Source organism: Pseudoalteromonas sp. S1612 (genome assembly GCF_005887175.1).
Lineage (GTDB): Bacteria > Pseudomonadota > Gammaproteobacteria > Enterobacterales > Alteromonadaceae > Pseudoalteromonas > Pseudoalteromonas undina.
Window position 1 is genome coordinate 14,422 of the sequence record NZ_PNDH01000023.1, and the last position, 16,416, is coordinate 30,837.

At 35.8% G+C, this 16,416-nt stretch carries 15 protein-coding genes; 7 read left to right on the forward strand and 8 right to left on the reverse strand.

Going from position 1 to position 16,416, the window contains the following annotated elements; translation table 11 throughout:
* Position 1: 1 nt before the first annotated feature.
* From CWB78_RS09505 to CWB78_RS09525, 5 genes are all read right to left on the reverse strand, one after another.
* Positions 2 to 877, reverse strand: a complete 876-nt coding sequence (locus CWB78_RS09505; protein ID WP_138595222.1) for a hypothetical protein — start codon at positions 875 to 877, stop codon at positions 2 to 4.
* A 1-nt stretch (position 878) separates the two neighbouring features.
* Positions 879 to 3,665, reverse strand: coding sequence for a DNA methyltransferase (locus CWB78_RS09510; protein ID WP_138595224.1), 2,787 nt, complete (start codon positions 3,663 to 3,665; stop codon positions 879 to 881).
* A 63-nt stretch (positions 3,666 to 3,728) separates the two neighbouring features.
* On the reverse strand, positions 3,729 to 7,451 hold the full coding sequence (locus CWB78_RS09515) for a DUF6079 family protein (protein ID WP_138595226.1): 3,723 nt from the start codon (positions 7,449 to 7,451) through the stop codon (positions 3,729 to 3,731).
* The gene (brxF, locus tag CWB78_RS09520; protein ID WP_138595228.1) at positions 7,451 to 7,945 is read right to left on the reverse strand and encodes a BREX-3 system P-loop-containing protein BrxF; all 495 of its coding nucleotides are present in this window, start codon (positions 7,943 to 7,945) and stop codon (positions 7,451 to 7,453) included. Before brxF ends, CWB78_RS09515 begins: the two co-directional genes overlap by 1 nt.
* A gap of 3 nt (positions 7,946 to 7,948) precedes the next feature.
* Positions 7,949 to 8,824 (reverse strand): BrxR family transcriptional regulator, encoded by an 876-nt coding sequence (locus CWB78_RS09525; RefSeq protein WP_138595230.1) that lies wholly within the window; start codon positions 8,822 to 8,824, stop codon positions 7,949 to 7,951.
* Positions 8,825 to 9,129: 305 nt separating this feature from the next.
* Here CWB78_RS09525 and CWB78_RS18870 point away from each other — a divergent pair, with 305 nt between their 5' ends.
* Both CWB78_RS18870 and CWB78_RS09530 read left to right on the forward strand, forming a co-directional pair.
* Positions 9,130 to 9,366 carry a hypothetical protein gene (locus tag CWB78_RS18870; protein WP_212750857.1) on the forward strand — a complete coding sequence of 79 codons (237 nt, stop codon included), beginning with the start codon at positions 9,130 to 9,132 and terminating at the stop codon, positions 9,364 to 9,366.
* Entirely contained in the window at positions 9,360 to 11,009 is a 1,650-nt protein-coding gene (locus CWB78_RS09530; protein ID WP_212750858.1) for a hypothetical protein, read from the forward strand. The genes CWB78_RS18870 and CWB78_RS09530 overlap by 7 nt, the downstream gene beginning before the upstream one ends.
* 35 nt (positions 11,010 to 11,044) lie before the next feature.
* On the opposite strand, the gene CWB78_RS09535 is transcribed toward CWB78_RS09530, so the two are convergent.
* The gene (locus CWB78_RS09535; protein WP_055015691.1) at positions 11,045 to 11,242 is read right to left on the reverse strand and encodes a helix-turn-helix transcriptional regulator; all 198 of its coding nucleotides are present in this window, start codon (positions 11,240 to 11,242) and stop codon (positions 11,045 to 11,047) included.
* Positions 11,243 to 11,367: 125 nt separating this feature from the next.
* On the opposite strand from CWB78_RS09535, the gene radC reads away from it, so the two are divergent.
* Genes radC through CWB78_RS09555 form a run of 4 tightly spaced genes read left to right on the forward strand, consistent with a single transcriptional unit; the run spans position 11,368 to position 13,117 of the window.
* Entirely contained in the window at positions 11,368 to 11,841 is a 474-nt protein-coding gene (radC, locus tag CWB78_RS09540) for a RadC family protein (RefSeq protein ID WP_138595232.1), read from the forward strand.
* 12 nt (positions 11,842 to 11,853) lie between these two features.
* Complete coding sequence (locus tag CWB78_RS09545; protein WP_138595234.1) at positions 11,854 to 12,273, forward strand: DUF2787 family protein; 420 nt, start codon at positions 11,854 to 11,856, stop codon at positions 12,271 to 12,273.
* Positions 12,274 to 12,285: 12 nt separating this feature from the next.
* Positions 12,286 to 12,846, forward strand: a complete 561-nt coding sequence (locus tag CWB78_RS09550) for a tyrosine-type recombinase/integrase (RefSeq protein ID WP_138595236.1) — start codon at positions 12,286 to 12,288, stop codon at positions 12,844 to 12,846.
* A gap of 31 nt (positions 12,847 to 12,877) precedes the next feature.
* Positions 12,878 to 13,117 carry a hypothetical protein gene (locus CWB78_RS09555; RefSeq protein ID WP_138595238.1) on the forward strand — a complete coding sequence of 80 codons (240 nt, stop codon included), beginning with the start codon at positions 12,878 to 12,880 and terminating at the stop codon, positions 13,115 to 13,117.
* Positions 13,118 to 13,307: 190 nt separating this feature from the next.
* Here the strand turns inward: CWB78_RS09555 and CWB78_RS09560 are convergent, their stop codons facing one another.
* Positions 13,308 to 13,964 carry an inovirus Gp2 family protein gene (locus tag CWB78_RS09560; RefSeq protein ID WP_138595240.1) on the reverse strand — a complete coding sequence of 219 codons (657 nt, stop codon included), beginning with the start codon at positions 13,962 to 13,964 and terminating at the stop codon, positions 13,308 to 13,310.
* Positions 13,965 to 14,159: 195 nt separating this feature from the next.
* The gene (locus tag CWB78_RS09565) at positions 14,160 to 15,530 is read right to left on the reverse strand and encodes a hypothetical protein (protein WP_138595242.1); all 1,371 of its coding nucleotides are present in this window, start codon (positions 15,528 to 15,530) and stop codon (positions 14,160 to 14,162) included.
* Between the two features lie 279 nt (positions 15,531 to 15,809).
* On the opposite strand from CWB78_RS09565, the gene CWB78_RS09570 reads away from it, so the two are divergent.
* Entirely contained in the window at positions 15,810 to 16,376 is a 567-nt protein-coding gene (locus tag CWB78_RS09570; protein WP_138595244.1) for a hypothetical protein, read from the forward strand.
* The last annotated feature ends 40 nt before the right edge of the window (positions 16,377 to 16,416 follow it).

Below are 16,416 nucleotides of genomic sequence, written 5' to 3' on the forward strand. Positions count from 1 at the left end.
TTTACTCTACTATTTTAGACATTACACTGACTAATGATTGAAATCGCAATTCAGACTTTTCTTTGTTTAAATTATTTTTATAAGGGCTGTCTAGAAAGCTTCTAATATTTTGTATTGTTTCATCCGTGATTTTGAGCGTTACTACTTTGTCATCTCTAAGCTTAAATTGAGGCATACTAGTTGTAGTGTAGGAAGCTGACATATCTCTAACTTGATTCATTTCTATGGGTTGGGAGTCTTCTTTAACAATCTGGTGCAGTATTAACCCTAGTCCTCCTTCTAATTGACTTAGTAAGTTTAATTGAGCCTTTAGTTGTAATGTATTAAAGCCATTCATATTACCTTTACGAAGCTTTAGTAACCTTTCAAAATGTTCATAAATATCTTGGTTTCTATTGCTTGATTGGTCTACATAATAAATCTCAGTGGCTTCGAAACCATAATAGGTATTGTTACTTTTCTTAAAGAAAAGAAAATCTAAATCACAAGTTAAGTTTCCTTGAGGACAACTTTGAGTTCGCCAATTCCAAAAGCTGGAAGGCTTTTGATTACAAGCTTTCTGGAGTGAGCCACCTAAAGCTGTTTCGTACCATGTTTCGTAGTCCCAGCGCTGCCCATTTTCTAAGCTTGGCTCATTGGTTGTAAAGTCAATGTTTGTCACAGGAATACTTTTCCCATTTTTAAAATTTAGCTTTACTGGCCATTCAATCACATCTTGGTTTTTACGGTTTTTTTCAAACACCAAATGTATGACATCGCCGGTTTGATTGTGATAACAAATTTGTGGCCAAATATATTTAGCCTTTTTATCCAGACAAAATTCATTAATCCAAGATTCAAAAACGTCTCTCTTATTTCTATGCAATACTTGCTTCATATCAATCCCATTCGTCTATGTCATCAGAAAGTAGCGTTGTAGCATTGTCATAGAACATCACTAACTTTTCGTCTTCCTGTAACACATTTGATGGAATTTTTGACGCAACATCTAAGATTGTTTGATAATTTTGCTGTTCCCAACAATTTTTAAAACCAGCTCTTAATGCTTCTATTCTCGGTTGTTTAAGCTTTTTCTTTTCAGTAATGTACTGCTCGAAATCTCTAAGTAAGTTTTTTAAACGTAACTTTACTAAATCTTTCTCTTCATCAAGGTTTGGAATGTACCACTTATTTTTATAGATAGATTTATCACCTAAACTATTATTACCTATTTCGTCAGCCATTAACTCTTTACTCAATTGTTTTGGTATATCGTCCAAGCCATCATATTTTATAAAATTTTGCTCAAGTAAAGTTGATAGCTCCAATTGAATTTCATGTTTCTTCCAACCTGATAATTCATTGATAAATAAAGGATGAATTTCAGAGTATGTTTTTGGCTCTTCTAATATTTGTCTAAGCCATTCAATAGCACTAGCTTCATCGTCAACGAAAATTGAAAGCTGTTTTACCTGTGCACGTTTTGCTCTTTCTTGATCATAAAAAACTACTTGCTCAGGTGTGAAGTACATACCATCACGCTCAACGAAACGCTCCGCGAGTCCAACTTGAAACTCTTGGCTCGACATTGGAACTTGTCTATTCTCTCGAATGAAATAAGAAACGACTTGGTCAAACAGGATTCTTGGATCTCTTTCGGGTATCTTGATCAGTTCTTCATTCTGAGTTTTTGACAAAGGTAAGTACTTTAAATGGCTTCCTATAAAGTTCCATACTGTCTCTTGCCCTAACTGTGACTGATTTGTATGTATTCTTTCATTAGTTGATTTGTATGCTGATATGACTAAATCTTGCTTTACAGCAGTTGTTGTAGTGACAGCTTTAAAACTACCTTGCTTCTTATCCAGTGCTGACACGTTAGCAACAATAAACCCAGCTTCAGTCAAAGCGCTTTGAATACTATTCCATACGCTGGCTTTAGTGTTTGAAAACTCAATAGTAATCCATCTACCTGGTTTTAAAACTCTATATGCCTCTTTGAAACATGAAAACATCAACCCTCGATAATCATCTAAGGTTTTATTTTGAACTTTATTTTCTATTGCTTCTTTTTGATTATTTGTGAACAGCTTCATCCATGATTCAGAGATATAGTTCAACTCTGAGTACATGATATTGCTTCCAAATGGTGGATCTATAAAGATATAGTCTAATGAGTTACTAGCTAATGATAATTGTGATGCACTACCTGTATTTACTAATTGTTTATTTGTAACTTCATTTAATGAAGAGGTGATAATTGGAAGTTTTTGTTTACGGATACCGTTGAAAATATTTTTTTCAACTGGCAATGAGGACGCATACAACGTACCTGATTGATAACCGGTTAAAACAGGTTTTTTTCCTTTACCTTTAAATATTAGCCTAGACATAATTGTGCTATGTGTTAGGTCGTAAGAATTAATTAAGAATGATAAAGCACTCTTAAGTCTTTTGGGTTTATTCTGAATATTGGCACGTAAGGTAGATAAAACGATTAGGTTTCTTTTTGTATAAAAGTCTTTAATTACTTCTATACCATGAGATGTTTTAGGTTGCTTTGTATTATAGCCGTCTATTAATTCGTTAATTGGAATGTAGCTGTTTATTAAGTAATTGTTTATTTTATTGATTGTTTCAAAGTCAAATGTAGTTGGTGATTTTTCAAAACGCTTACCTTGGTAGGTATAGTTAATTAATACAGGTACTTGTTTAGCTCTTTTTACAACCTTATTAAGATCAGTATCCATATTTTGATAATATAAACGGCCTAATGTTTTTTTCGTTAGTTTTGCTGCACAGCCAGGGCATGAAAAAGACTCCAATAGCTTATTATTTTCAAAATCAATTGCAGTATTGTAAAAATTAACTTCAGATCCACATTCATTGCACTCAAAAACATCAGACCAAATAATATAATTGATCAAAGCTTTTTCACCATTCTCGTGTTCCGTTGTATATAGCCAATTAAGTTCTTTTTCTGTTTGATCTAATAACTTTGTAGCTTCAAGATGAAATTCATTAACATCGAGTGGAAAATTATAGTTATGGGCGATAAAGCTTGCTGCTGGAGATAAATCATTGTTAATAGCATAACGAACCCCTAACTCACTAATTTTAACTTTCCCACTTTCTTCGTTTTGATATATATTTCCATTCGCATCAACTTGATAACCAAGCTCTTCAATAACTTTTTTATTACCACACAACTGCGCAGCGACACCTGTCATACCTGTTCCACAAAACGAATCCATTAAAATATCGCCAGGTTTTGTAAAGTGTAAAATGTAACGCATAATGGCTTTATGAGGAACTTTTGTATGATAAGAGTGTGCATCATAAAAAAGCCCACTTCGGCCTTCACTGACATCAGCAGCAAATGGCTCACGGTGATACTCTTCGTCAGAGTTCTCTTTCTGAGATTCCCAATATTCAACAAAGTCATTTAACCAAGGGTTAGGGCAGGCTGTATAGTATGGTGGATCAGATAGTCCAAGGATCGCTTCATCTGTACCAATGGGAAAGCCTTCTATTTTTCTAAATTCAGGATCTTTTAGTTTTTCACGTAAAAGTTTAGTGTAATGTTCTCGGCGTGCTTCTTCATTTGCAAAGGTTTGGCCTAAACATTCTACAGGGCCTTTTGATGATTCGATTTTTTCGTCATCTAATAATGAATCTTGTTGCATATATTCTCTCTTAGGAGGCCGTTATTAATTAACAGCCTTCTCATAAATTATTTTCAATAAGGCTTATTCAATAACGATGCGTACTTTATCGCTGTCTTGGCCTTTACAGCGTTCAGCAATGAGTTGCTCAAAACGCTTACGCACATCTTCAACACTCTGTGGAGTACCTTTACCAAGGCTAACAACCAGTTCTTGTGACGTTATTGCTACAGCAACTAAACCATCCAATACTTTATTAACTTCTTCAACGAAGTCTTTTGTTAATGGCTCAGGTAACCCCCCTGAGTTGATAAACTCAGTAACTTCGGCTTTTTGCTCTGATTTCATTAAATCTAATTGAATAAATGGATCAGCTAAGTTTGTTTGAAGCGTAGAAGTCCATTCCGTTAACATGGCATCTAATTGATCATCTAACCTATTCAAGCGATTACTGGCCGGGGCAAGGTCTTTTTCTGTTCTAGGGTTGAATGACACTGGATTTGGGTTGACAGCTAACATCTTACTATCAATGGCCGTTGCAGGCTGCAAATTAGCCCAATCTTCACGCCAGTCTTTTACTTGATTACCTGGTAATAATGCGATACCACTTAATAAACTTAATGTAGTTAACCTGTCATCATTCATTAATGCTGCTTTAGTTTTATCTTCAGCTATCGTTAAGTGAGCTCGTTGATATAAAGCAACAAAGCGAGTGATATAAGATTGTTTTGCGTCAGCTAATTGTTTAAGTATTTTCTGCTTAAATTCTGTTGACTGCCTTACGTCTTTATCAGCTAAGCCTTGACGCAGCCCTTGTTGAGCACTTTTAACCGTTTCTTGCCAGTCGTCACTTTCAGCTAATACTAACTGCGCTTTACTTAGGTAGTTGGTAATTTCGGAAAACTCTTTTACTGTCAGTTCTAACTGCTTATAGTCATTCCAAGCGATCAAGTTTTCTTTTTGTAATGCAATATCTTCAGGTGTTGCTTTTAGGTTTTTTAGTTTGCCTGGCGTATTAAAGCGCTGCATTTCTTCTAAGAAGGTTTTGGCTGATGTTAGCTTTTCAGTCAGCAATTCCGCTTCATTTTCTTCAAGTACATGCTGGCCCCATAAAAGCAGTCTTTCTTTTACTGCTTGGCTATCAGTAACAAGTGACTTAACTTTCTGCTCAATTTTGTCGCCCATTTCACGAACAATGCCATCATCACCTTGTTGAATGCTAATAGCTAAGCCTTCATTCATATCAAGCAACTCTAATAGTGCTTTAATAGCTGAAGTATTGAAGTCTTTTGGTGCTTGTATATGTTTAAAGTTAACTAGGTCCTTAAAATTTAAAGATTTAAGTAAATCCGCATTACTTGCCGTAATGTTATTACCGACTACGGAAAGTTCTAACTCACCGGAATAAACCAAGCTTGCTAAGATAACTAATAACCATTCTGGCTCTAAGCGATAGGTATCGGGTTTAAAATAAAAATTCGCATTAACTTTCTCTAGCAATTCGCCATTGTTAACTACTTGGCCATGTCCTTTGCTCTTTAACATTCCTAATACTGTTGCAGAAAAGCGAGACTTAGTTGCTTGTAGTTTATCACCATCAAGCAATTCTAGTGCATCCATAACCGCCGTAGCACGCTTGGTTCTAGCACCACTAGATAAGCTAATTAGTACATCGTTTGCTGCACCTTGCATGTTTTCGCCAGTGAACCACTGACTAAACTTAGGGTATTCTGGTGCAAGTGATTGGAAGTAACCTTCAAAGACATAACTCGCTACAGCTTCAAAAATATCTTTTACATTGCCATGCTCATTGGCTGATATGCCTGTGATATCACGAACAGTTGTTCCTTTAAGCCAGTCCATAATCGGTTTTGATTGGCCGTTGTATTTGACTTCAAAAGCATCTGCAATATGGTTTCTGATCCACTTCTGCATATCCCTTAGATAATCATCAGCTTTCAGCTTGTAGGTATTTTTGGCACTACCTGTCGCTAAGCCTCGTAACTCAACTGATGCCGCGTAGTATTTAAGGTAACGATCAAACGTTTCATCTCTATTCTTTAATACAAACAGCACTTCGTCTTCACGGATATGTTCTTTTTTCTGCTTTGGCGCTTCTTCAGGCTGTATAAAGTACATGTAATAATCGCGTTGAGGTTTAGCCGTTTCACGCTCATTTGGAGAGCCTAAAAACAACCAGCCTTGGCGATTAACATTTCTATCAATCCATTTCAGCTCATGTTCCCACATGGTGTGAACTTGCTGGGCATCAGGCTGCCCAAGGATCTCAAGCATTGCAGCACGATATGCGCCGTTGATATTATCTTTAGCTAATTGTTCAGCTTTGGTTTCGATAATGGCGTCAAAGTCTTCGGTCTTTTTAAGGTCGATATAAAACTGGTCGTTGGCTTTATTTTTAGAGAAAAACTGACCATTTACTGTTTTTCTAATTTTCTTTAAAACAGTAACAATATGGTTTTCTAAGTTTTTACTCTTTTCACCTGGTAAAACATCAACAGTTGGAATAAATAAACAGAGAGAATCTCTAAGCTCTGCTGCTGTAGCGCCCATTTCTTTATATATATCGCCAACAGCCATTCGGTGAATAGCCAAGCCAGCAACTAATCGTTTAGCAAAGTCTTTTTCACCTGGCGTTGGGTATGCTTGTTCTATACGTTCAACTAAAGTTTCACCAGTTTCAATAACTTGGCCAACTTCAGGGTTGGTTTTCATGCTTGGCTCTGAACTTAGCTCATGCCAATAGGTATCGTATGAGAATATGCCAGGAACATCTTCAGGCACATCGTGAGATTTCAACGTTTCCATATGGTTTGATAAGCTACGTAAAACCTGGCGTTGCTCTAACCCTGCAATACGAACACGCTCAAAGGTGTTAATGTAATCAGGATGCACCGGGAACATGTGAACAAACTCTTCTAAGCGTTCATTCATTTTTTCGTAGTAAGGCGTGAATTTTTGTAGGTACTCTCTGATCCATTCTTTTTGTTGGGCCGTTTTCTTCAATAGTCTTTCAGCAACAACAAATTTAATATCGTCTCTTACGATTACAACTTCTACTGCTCTATCTGTAATACGTTTAACTTCTTTTGAGATAAAGCTTAATTTTGGATCAGCAAATATAGCTTCCTGAACACCTGCGATAAAGCGGAAACGCGTACCTTCAATAACTTCACCTAGAACACGCAGCATAGCCATATCTAGCGGTAATTGTTGGTTATTTCGAGAGCGGAAATAATCGAGTATTTCATCACAAATCAACAATAAGCCATGGTCAGGATATTTAGCATGAAATGCCAACATCATCTCTTCTATGTATTGCTTGTGATTAGAGGTTATCTGATCCATCGGTGGAAATTCATAACTCACACCAAGATCTTCTAATCCTTTAGTTAACTGAAAAGTAATGATGTCTGTTAGGTCCATTTTACTTGCGCCGATTTCAAAACGTATTACTTTGAATTTTCCAGCTATCTGGCCTGCACATTCTTTTACTTCTTCATTTGTTACTTTGTCAATTAGGTCAGGGAATTCAGCTAAAGCTGATATAACAGACATTAAATGTGATTTACCAGAACCGTAATTACCAACTATCCAAAGGGCTTTTTGATCGGTAAATTCATCATATTGAAGATGTTTAATGATGGTATCGTTCAATTTAGATTTCATTTTGTCTGAAATAACATATGACGATATCAATTTTTCCGCTTTGGTATGGTCAGCAGAATCTTCCAACTCAATAGTGGTTGTAACTGGTTCAAATTGGATTAATTCATTGTACTTCTTCATTACTTAACTCCCTGTTCGCAAGTATTGATTACTTGCACATCTTGAAATTCATTTAATTTATAACTTTTGTAATCTGGTACACCTGGTTTTGCATAGCTCAATGACATACTGTCTATACTTCCAGGCCAAATGACAATAATCGGTTTCTTTTTCGCTGCATGTTGAAGCAGCTTTAATGGGTCTGCTTGTAAGCTTTCTTCGAACAGCAAATTTATTCTTGAAAAGTAGCAAATATCTTCATCTTCTTTAACTAAGTCAGAGACTAAACTATGTAGATATTGTTCTCTATCTTTTAACGATAAGACGACTAATTTTTCTGACAACAGCTTAGATAGATTTTTAAACTGAGTATCAACGTGCTTTACAATTACCTCGTCAATTTCCGTTGGGTTCAGCACCAATAAAATGAGATTACTCGATTGAAAAGAGCCAGATTTAATCGCTTGATCAATGTCAGTTTTAATATTTTCAATTTTAGTGTTAGATATTTTCATAAATTAGTTTTCATAGCCTGGAGCTATCTCAATATCTTTAAGATTAAGTTGTGATTTATTGCCTAAGTGCAGCTGATAAGTATTACAGTTTAATGTGCCTTGTTCGGTACAGTCTACGCTCCATTGTCTAAGCAAATAACCGAGTAGAGCTGCTCTTACTTCTAATTTTAATTGCCCGTTTTCCATTGCGTAATCAAGCTCTATTGCTTTTGGATATTTTAGCTGTGGATGCGGGGTTAAAATTATATCGTAAATGGTATGCCATAGGGTGTCTTTATCAGCTGATTCATAAGATTTTATATTAGGTTGCTGTATTTTTGGACATTCAATACGTGTAGTAACAAAATCTCTGAATTCTTGCTTTGATCTATCAAATGCACGTACATGCCACCGTGTGCCATTATTTACAATAGAGTGGGGGATTAATTCTTTTAAAGTAGTGCCTGAAGTTAGTGATGTATACTGGCACTCAATTGCTTTTTTAGAAGTTATAGCACGCATTATAGTAGCTATTATTTCACTATTTGGGTGTATTAAACGCGTTGCATCTTGGCAGTAGCCACTTGGCTGAATGCCGCTAGACAGGCCATCACCAAAACCACGGCATAAAGCGCTGAGCATACTCTCAGCGTTATGTTCGAAAAGAGGCATAAAGCTTTCTAGCCTGTGGTAGCTTTTAGTTGTATGACTTAATACTAGGTTTTGAGGTGCAAGTTCTTTATAGGATGCTAAATCACGGGTACACGCGGCAAGGCCAGTTTGAAAGCGTTGAATTAAATCAGCTCTTGCAACTTGGCCAAAGTACTGCAGATTAAAGTCTATGAACGCTAGGCGTTCCCTCTGCGCATGTGTGAGTGCATCCAATGCGATATTAGTCATAAATATTTTAAGTAATTATTTTATAGTAACTATATCAGGCAAAGTTAAAGATGCAATCAAAATGAGTTGATGTGGTTTGTTTCTTAAATTACTACAATAAATATTTGACATTAAAAGTATTTGCAATTAAATTGCATTCTAGGGCAGAGGTTTACCTGCGGTTTGTAATGTACTTCTTACAAAACAAAGCACTCGAATCGTTTTTCATCACACCTACGATATACACTTCATTCTTGGACTTAGTAGCCAGAAGTACGCCGTTTAAAATATACAACGGGGCTTTAACTGTTCTTTAAGGTTATAGAATGAAAAACAATACCTCAGTTCCAACTACATACATCCCTCTAGAAAAATTTCATATACTGCCTGTAACTGGTTTAACACCAGAGAACTTAAAATACTCAGCTAAAAAAATTATTAAAGACAGAGAAAAAATATCTTCCACTACAAGGCTTAATATACTAGCTAAAAGCCTCGGTATTAAGGGGGGGTTGCCAACTACGCAAATGGGTTTGAAGAAAAGCTTAAGCCATTTATGGTAAAGCATAACTTGCATAAACGAGTTAATTTACTTGAGCATAAACACCGTGGAATGCAACTAAGCTACACACAATTTACCCACCAGCAAGTATCTGAAAGGCTGTTTTACTCAAAAGGGCCTATGCCGAGTAAGTTATTTACTGGGCACGACTTTGATTTTTCAGGCGTTCTAGCTTGGGATATGATAGAGCTAAATAACGCACTTGAGATTGATAGTGATTGGGAAAGTATAATTACCAACGATATTCATTTAAAGGCTTTTCGTGATGGCTATGACATAACCCAATTAAATGAGCGTCAACAGCAGCTTTTATCCCAAGGTTTATCAGCAAAAATAGCCTTTAGAGTAGTGGATAAAACAAGCCTACCAAGTTTCATAGACTTTATCACTAATGGTAAAGCTCAAGACGCTACTCCAACTGCAGTTAAACACAAAGAAATAGTAACTACTGCTGCAGAACTAATATTAGTTAAGAATCATAATACTGTATCCAGTTGTTATAACTTACTCGGGGACAATCTTTGTGATACGTATTGTTATGGCCCTGATTCAGAGGTAGAAGTTTATTTTGAAGAGGGAACGCTTCAATCTGAAATTGAATCAATAAAAAAACAAATGGAGTTTTTTTCAAATGCATTAAATGAGTGGCTTCAGGCTAGTGATTGTGGATGGGTTAATGTAATACCTTACAACGAAAATATCATTTTCCTTTCTGACAATGGTGGCAACTATGACTTTGTAATTAAAAACCAAAGAGATAAAGTTTTCACGCATCAAATATACGGTGATTACCTAAAGCGAGCTGATATACCAAGCTTTATTGAAGACTATCGTTTTAAGCGTTGGGAATACTTCGCGTATAAAGGTAATCGTGAATTAGATAGTCACTTAGCAGAGCGACATTACTATGCTAATGGTGGTTTAACGAAAAATTACCCTGGACAACCTGTAATACTTCAGAATTATTATGAAGCTTCTGGTGATTATATTATCGAAAGCCGCAGTTCTAATAAGCACTTATATGGCTTTAAAAAAGTTAGGCTAGCAAATAAAGAGTTAATGGTTTCAGAGCTGATTACCATAGATGAACTAAATGATTTTTTACATAAAAACCATGAGTACTTTGCTACCAGAAAGGGCGATTCGTTACCCCCATTAAATAGTGAAACGGATCAAAAGCTAGCCGCAACATGTACCTTTTATGATGTTTTAGCATATATAAACTGGGCAGAAAAAGAAACAAACGTTCCACTAAGGTTACTAGCATACGACGAGTACTTAGCTGTTAGGGATAACGACTTAGGGGTAAATGCTAGCTTTAAAAGCGGTGGCTTTATGACCTTTTATACACCCAACGGCAAGCAATACCCAAATCATCCACCTTATATGAGTGAGAGTGACTTTGATGCATTAACACTGCGTTTTCCTGACAATTTAACTTGCTTTGAAAAAAACGGGCTAAAGTTTATAGACTCGAACTTTTTTGCAGAATGGCTGTTGGAAGGTGTAAGTATTCGTTCAGCAAGTTTAACCTCTTTTTATGGCGATGCTCATGTATTAAGGGCATCTGGTCCGCGAGATTCAACTGGCAAGTACAAAGGTGTTAAAACCGGCTTTAGACTTTGCTATGCATTAAGCCAGTAGGCTTTATTAAAGCTACCCCGATATGGGGTAGCATTTTAAGCTGCTGTATTTATAGTGTCCCTTTTCCCTATTTTTTCACTTATCCATTCTTCAACTTCACTTTCTACCCAGGCTACAGAGTTGCCACCAAGTTCAACTTTCATGGGGAACCCACCAGCACTCATAAAGCGGTAAACAGTTGAGCGGCTTAAGCCTGTGATATGTAAAACTTCTTTTAATTTGATTAAACGCATGGGGTTTCTCCGGTTAGATTAGTAGTACATATCCTTTCCGGGAGTAGTAATTTTTTACTGAGTCGAAACAAAAACGTTAAACACATACATCACTATTTTGCATAAACCATTAAGAGGGCATAACAATGCAAAATAACAAGTCACTATACGAATTTGATCACCCAGTAAGTGATGAACAAATACTTGAAGCTGCTGCTTACATAATCGCTCAAAAGCAATTTAGGCATGGGGCTTTAACATGTCCGAAAGACAGTGAAGAGTTTTTAAGGCATAAGCTGACGTTAATAGAGCATGAGGTATTTGCAGTCCTGTTCTTGGATAGCCAAAACCGTATACTCGAATACAAAGAGTTATTTAGGGGGACTATTAACGCTGCAAGCGTATACCCACGAGAGGTGGTTAAAGAAGTATTAGCGCTAAATGCAGCATCTGTAATACTTGCGCACAATCATCCTTCAGGCGTCAGTACGCCTTCACAGGCCGACAAGCTTATTACTACCAAATTACAACAAGCACTTAACCTTATTGACGTTTCAATACTTGATCACATCATCATTGGTGAAACCAGTTATTCATTTGCTGAACATGGCTTAATTTAAAGGAAGTAAGTTATGGCTATTAAAATAGAACAAGTAGCAGGTTTGAATGTACCTGAGTCATTTATTGATGTGATTGTAAACGCAATTACAGAGGGAAGGGATTCTGTAGGGGTAGCTAAGGCGATAATAATCAACTTTAGAGATCCAGACTACAGTCCTGAAGTTGGAGGTTTTCATCCTGTGGAGGTTCGGCTGGAAAAACAGGCCACCAGCTGGCAGCTTGTTTATATTACCGACTTTTCATATCAGGGGCGATTTGAGCCAGAACTAATAAAAGAAATAGACGTTTGTTTTAGCATTAAGCAGGTCTATCACTTTTTGACTGGTTGGTTGAATGCTAGGGAAGGTAAAGAGTTATTAGCTTTGTTCATTACAAACTTTGTTGATTATTTTAATACCGGTTGCTATCAGGTTACGGTTACTACTGAATAAAGGAAGGTTTTTATGGCTGAAGTGCAGGCGATTAAGGACCTTGATACGGTTAAATTAATTAGCTACTTGCTCGAAAAACGATGCTCAAAGCAAATGAGTGATATTTGGAATATAGGTTTGAACTTGGCATTGCGTATATCTGATTTATTGTCTGTTAAATTTACAGATATTCAAAACGACAGGTTACTTATATTTGAAAGTAAAACAGGCAAGCTTGCAGAAATTAAGTTAAATCAAAAAGCTTTGGCGTTTATCCACGAAGTACGTATTACTCACCCAAATCATGTTTACTTGTTTCAATCGTATCGAAATCAACAAGCTAAAAGTTCAATACCACGGCCTTTATCACGCAGGGCTGTAACAAGAGCATTTGCGTTGGTGGGTGAAGAGCTTAATTTAAAGTTAGGCACTCACTCAATGCGAAAAACGCGAGGTTATCACCTCTATCATAAAACCCAAGATATCGCCCGTGTAATGAAAATGCTTCGCCATAGCTCCGAAGCAACAACACTGCGTTATATTGGCATAACCCAGGAGGAAATTGATAAAGACTTTGAAGAGTTAGAGCTATAAATTTATTACATATGATAGGAGTAAGTTTATTATGTCGTTAGAAAAAGCCGTTACATGCGGTGTAGTAGGAAATGAAGTATCTAAACAAATAACCGGTAGTTCTGAGCCGTCACTCAGTAGAACAGCCATTGCTGTGAGCTCTGGTGCTGTAGCAGGCGCTACAGTATCCGGTGCAGTTGTCGTTGGCCTAGGCGTGGCGTCTGCTCCAGTTACCGTGCCTTTAGCTGTTGCTGGTGGCTTATTAGCTGGAGTAGCGAGTTTATTTGATTAGAAGTAAACAAAGAACGCATTTTTGCAGTGCGTTCTTTTTTTGCTTTTGTAGTGTAAATAGCGCTTCTCGTAATGCTATTTTGGGAACTTGCCATCCCTTATACACTAAGGGTTTAATCTTATTTAGCTAGTTGAAGGTCTCAAAACCTCGTTAAAACAAGTTATGAGAAGCACAGGTATTAATTAAAATATTACCTCTGACTATAACCAAAACAACGCTGCCCTAAACCATATTGTTTAGTCGTTAGTTTAGCGAAGTAGCTCAACCGGCTATAAAGAGTATTAAAACCTTGAGTAAAACTAGGGCTATTAGTATCCAGGTAGTAATGTGCATTTTGAGGTAAATGAACTAATTTCATCGTTTCATCTAACGGTAAGCTTAGCGCGCTTGCCCATGCTTTAACTATTCGAGTAAACAAGTTATCACTTTCTGCATTTATTTTACCCGTACAGTGATATCTATCCTTATTAAAAAACAGCACACAATGATAATGCTGGTGGTGAGCAGTGTTCTGCTCCCTAGCCCAAATATACCTAATATTGCATGGATGTGGCGTTTTACCTTCACGGGTTTTACGTTTTGTATTGGCTTTGATTTGCGCCTCAAGAGAGGCAATAAACCGAGTGCACACTTTGTTGCTATTTAGATTAATCGTATTTGAATGTGTAGGTAGCCTTAAATCAATCCTGACTGCAAACGTTCTTTTATGTTCACTACATGCAGCAAGCATGACTTTCTCAATAGCATCTAAGTAGGGCATAACTAAAGGCTGATCGCCTCTAGCGAGTGTTTGATATTGCTTGTGTGTAGGGTTGGTTGTTAGTGGATACTGTGCTGGGTTGTTCATACTCTTTCTCCTGGTATGTATTAGTTCATATCAGGTGTATGAGTCGTAGTTTTTTAATTTGTATTTGTTTTTGATAATAGATTCGTTACTAGTAACTCTAATAAATATTACCAAACCGAGGATTGGGCTCGGAAAAAGTAATCACGTATCAATGGGACATTTTTTTAGCACCATACATACGAGCGTTATTCTCAATTAATTCTGCTCTGAAGTTAAAGTGTCTTTGTAAAATGCTTCAAATACTTTTGGATCAATATGAAATATATTGTAATTACCATTTTTCAGTTGGCTTTTTGAATCCATAAACGTCACTGTTCCATCATTACTTTTAACTTTTTCACAGAGGTCTAGATTGGTAAATAAGATTAAGTTGTAAATTGATGTGACATCATTAAACTCTACCTTCGAATGAGTGTTTTCTATGAAGGCATTTATACAGTTATCTTTTTTCTTGAGTGAGTGTATGGAGCTAAGGTATTTCTCTATGTCCTCACCAACTTTTGGAGTGTCTTTTAACGAATGAACTATAGAATATAAAATGTAATGAATATATATATTAGCTAGATTTCTAATCAGGTACGAAGTTCCATGGCCTAAATTAGCGGCGCTTACTTCATAGTCTGCAGGGCTAAAAATATGACTAAAAGCATCTTTTTGGCTAACAGGTTTAATGTTAGTTCCACCATTTAGTAAATATGATAGCCCCATAGAAACTAACTTAAGAAGGACTCCATCAAAGTAGCTGAAAACTTCCTTAGGCTGCTGACACAAAAAATTAGAGTCATGTTCAAGTGAATCTACTTCAAATCTTAATAATCCTAAAAAAACATTTTCACGTTTTTTTTCAGAAAAGAAAAAATCTATCAGTGCCCCAGAGAGGTTATATATTTTTTTACGATTGGCATGTGATTCTAAATTAGTCAGTGAGGGAAAGGTGAACAGGTATATGAATTTGTTATGATTATTTCCTATTATTTTAAAGCAAGACGAACGCTTAAAGTTGTTATCTTCAGTTTCAACAACGTTTCTTTTATTCTTGACTTCAACTTTTTTTAAAGTACACCCTTTTATGGCTTTTTGAATGAGTTTAAGGTCAATTAATTGAGAGATAGCAGTTTTAACCTCAGCATCTTTTAACCGGCACGCTTTAGCAATGTTAGATAGTGTAAAATTAACAACATATCCAAACTCATCTTGGTTTAATACAAAGAAGCACCATACTATTTTTACAGGCACTCTTAATTCTTCATCCTTTAACTTTTTGTTCTTTATTCTTACAAGCTCTTTGCTGGGTAATGATTTAGTCATTTCTGTGTGTTCATCGTAAATAAAAATGTATGACTCAGCAGGTCGTCCTTTTTTAGAATGTTCAGTTTTGTGCTTTAAAATTGCATTAATTTCTTGTAGCTCATCTATTACTTTTTTAAATTTATTGTGTGTGCATCCTAACCCTATGAGATCAGATTTAGATAATTCGTCTCCAATCATTTTCTCTGTAATTAAGCGAATTAAGATCCACTTTGAATGCGCTGATAGACTACCTGTTGAAGTGAAAAACTTATTCATTTAATTGGTTCTGTATAGAGTACTTATACTAACTAGTAGAGCAGAATAGCGACTTAAACACAATAACAGGGTGTTATACCGTTAAATTAATTAGCATCTAACTTAGTGTTTATTTAGAGTTAAATAAGTCACTAATTAAAGTTATAATTAAAATTCTTATTAGTATTTAAGTTAGAGTTTAATTAGATGTAAAAAGTCAAAGAAATATTTGCTAACTAATAGGTATTAAATTATTGTCTTGGATGAAACCTACAAATACGAAAACACAAGGAAGAACTAATGACAGATTGGATTGATAGCAAGAAAATTTTGACTTGGGTCAAGGAAGATAACGAAGACTTGCGTAACTGGTTAGCATGTCACTTTGAAAATTATAATAATTATTTTAAATACCCAGATTCCACATTAGATAGTTTCATTAGAGATGAAATAAAACGTATTAGTGATAATCAAGATAGTCAAAAAGTTAATCTTGATAAGCTCTATAAAGCATGGAAAAGCCATGAAAGAGGTTTAAAGAATACCTGTAATAAAATCTTTAAACTTCAGCTAGAAGTGTCTAAATCAGCCCGTGACAGACTAAAGGCTTTAAGCGATGCTGATGATCTATCACAATCTAAATATATTGAAAAATTAATAAACTACGCTAGAAAAAACCCTAAGTTGATATCTGAAGATACAAAAATGCAAGAGCCTTACAAACTTAACCAGAGAACTTTTGATAATAGCGCTGAGATTAAAGCTATAAGGAAAGGCTTATCATCTATAGATGTTAAAATTACTAGATTATTAGACGCGCGGGAGGAGAAGAACAAGTTAAACACTACCAGTCAAGATAATTCTTAGTGATAAACATCTTTTAGTATACCTATTAGTATTCCTTGAT

Excerpts from the sequence above, each read along its gene's own strand:
- CWB78_RS09505 (WP_138595222.1), bottom strand. The coding sequence starts at position 877 with ATGAAGCAAGTATTGCATAGAAATAAGAGAGACGTTTTTGAATCTTGG.
- CWB78_RS09510 (WP_138595224.1), bottom strand. The coding sequence starts at position 3,665 with ATGCAACAAGATTCATTATTAGATGACGAAAAAATCGAATCATCAAAA.
- CWB78_RS09515 (WP_138595226.1), bottom strand. The coding sequence starts at position 7,451 with ATGAAGAAGTACAATGAATTAATCCAATTTGAACCAGTTACAACCACT.
- brxF (WP_138595228.1), bottom strand. The coding sequence starts at position 7,945 with ATGAAAATATCTAACACTAAAATTGAAAATATTAAAACTGACATTGAT.
- CWB78_RS09525 (WP_138595230.1), bottom strand. The coding sequence starts at position 8,824 with ATGACTAATATCGCATTGGATGCACTCACACATGCGCAGAGGGAACGC.
- CWB78_RS18870 (WP_212750857.1), top strand. The coding sequence starts at position 9,130 with ATGAAAAACAATACCTCAGTTCCAACTACATACATCCCTCTAGAAAAA.
- CWB78_RS09530 (WP_212750858.1), top strand. The coding sequence starts at position 9,360 with ATGGTAAAGCATAACTTGCATAAACGAGTTAATTTACTTGAGCATAAA.
- CWB78_RS09535 (WP_055015691.1), bottom strand. The coding sequence starts at position 11,242 with ATGCGTTTAATCAAATTAAAAGAAGTTTTACATATCACAGGCTTAAGC.
- radC (WP_138595232.1), top strand. The coding sequence starts at position 11,368 with ATGCAAAATAACAAGTCACTATACGAATTTGATCACCCAGTAAGTGAT.
- CWB78_RS09545 (WP_138595234.1), top strand. The coding sequence starts at position 11,854 with ATGGCTATTAAAATAGAACAAGTAGCAGGTTTGAATGTACCTGAGTCA.
- CWB78_RS09550 (WP_138595236.1), top strand. The coding sequence starts at position 12,286 with ATGGCTGAAGTGCAGGCGATTAAGGACCTTGATACGGTTAAATTAATT.
- CWB78_RS09555 (WP_138595238.1), top strand. The coding sequence starts at position 12,878 with ATGTCGTTAGAAAAAGCCGTTACATGCGGTGTAGTAGGAAATGAAGTA.
- CWB78_RS09560 (WP_138595240.1), bottom strand. The coding sequence starts at position 13,964 with ATGAACAACCCAGCACAGTATCCACTAACAACCAACCCTACACACAAG.
- CWB78_RS09565 (WP_138595242.1), bottom strand. The coding sequence starts at position 15,530 with ATGAATAAGTTTTTCACTTCAACAGGTAGTCTATCAGCGCATTCAAAG.
- CWB78_RS09570 (WP_138595244.1), top strand. The coding sequence starts at position 15,810 with ATGACAGATTGGATTGATAGCAAGAAAATTTTGACTTGGGTCAAGGAA.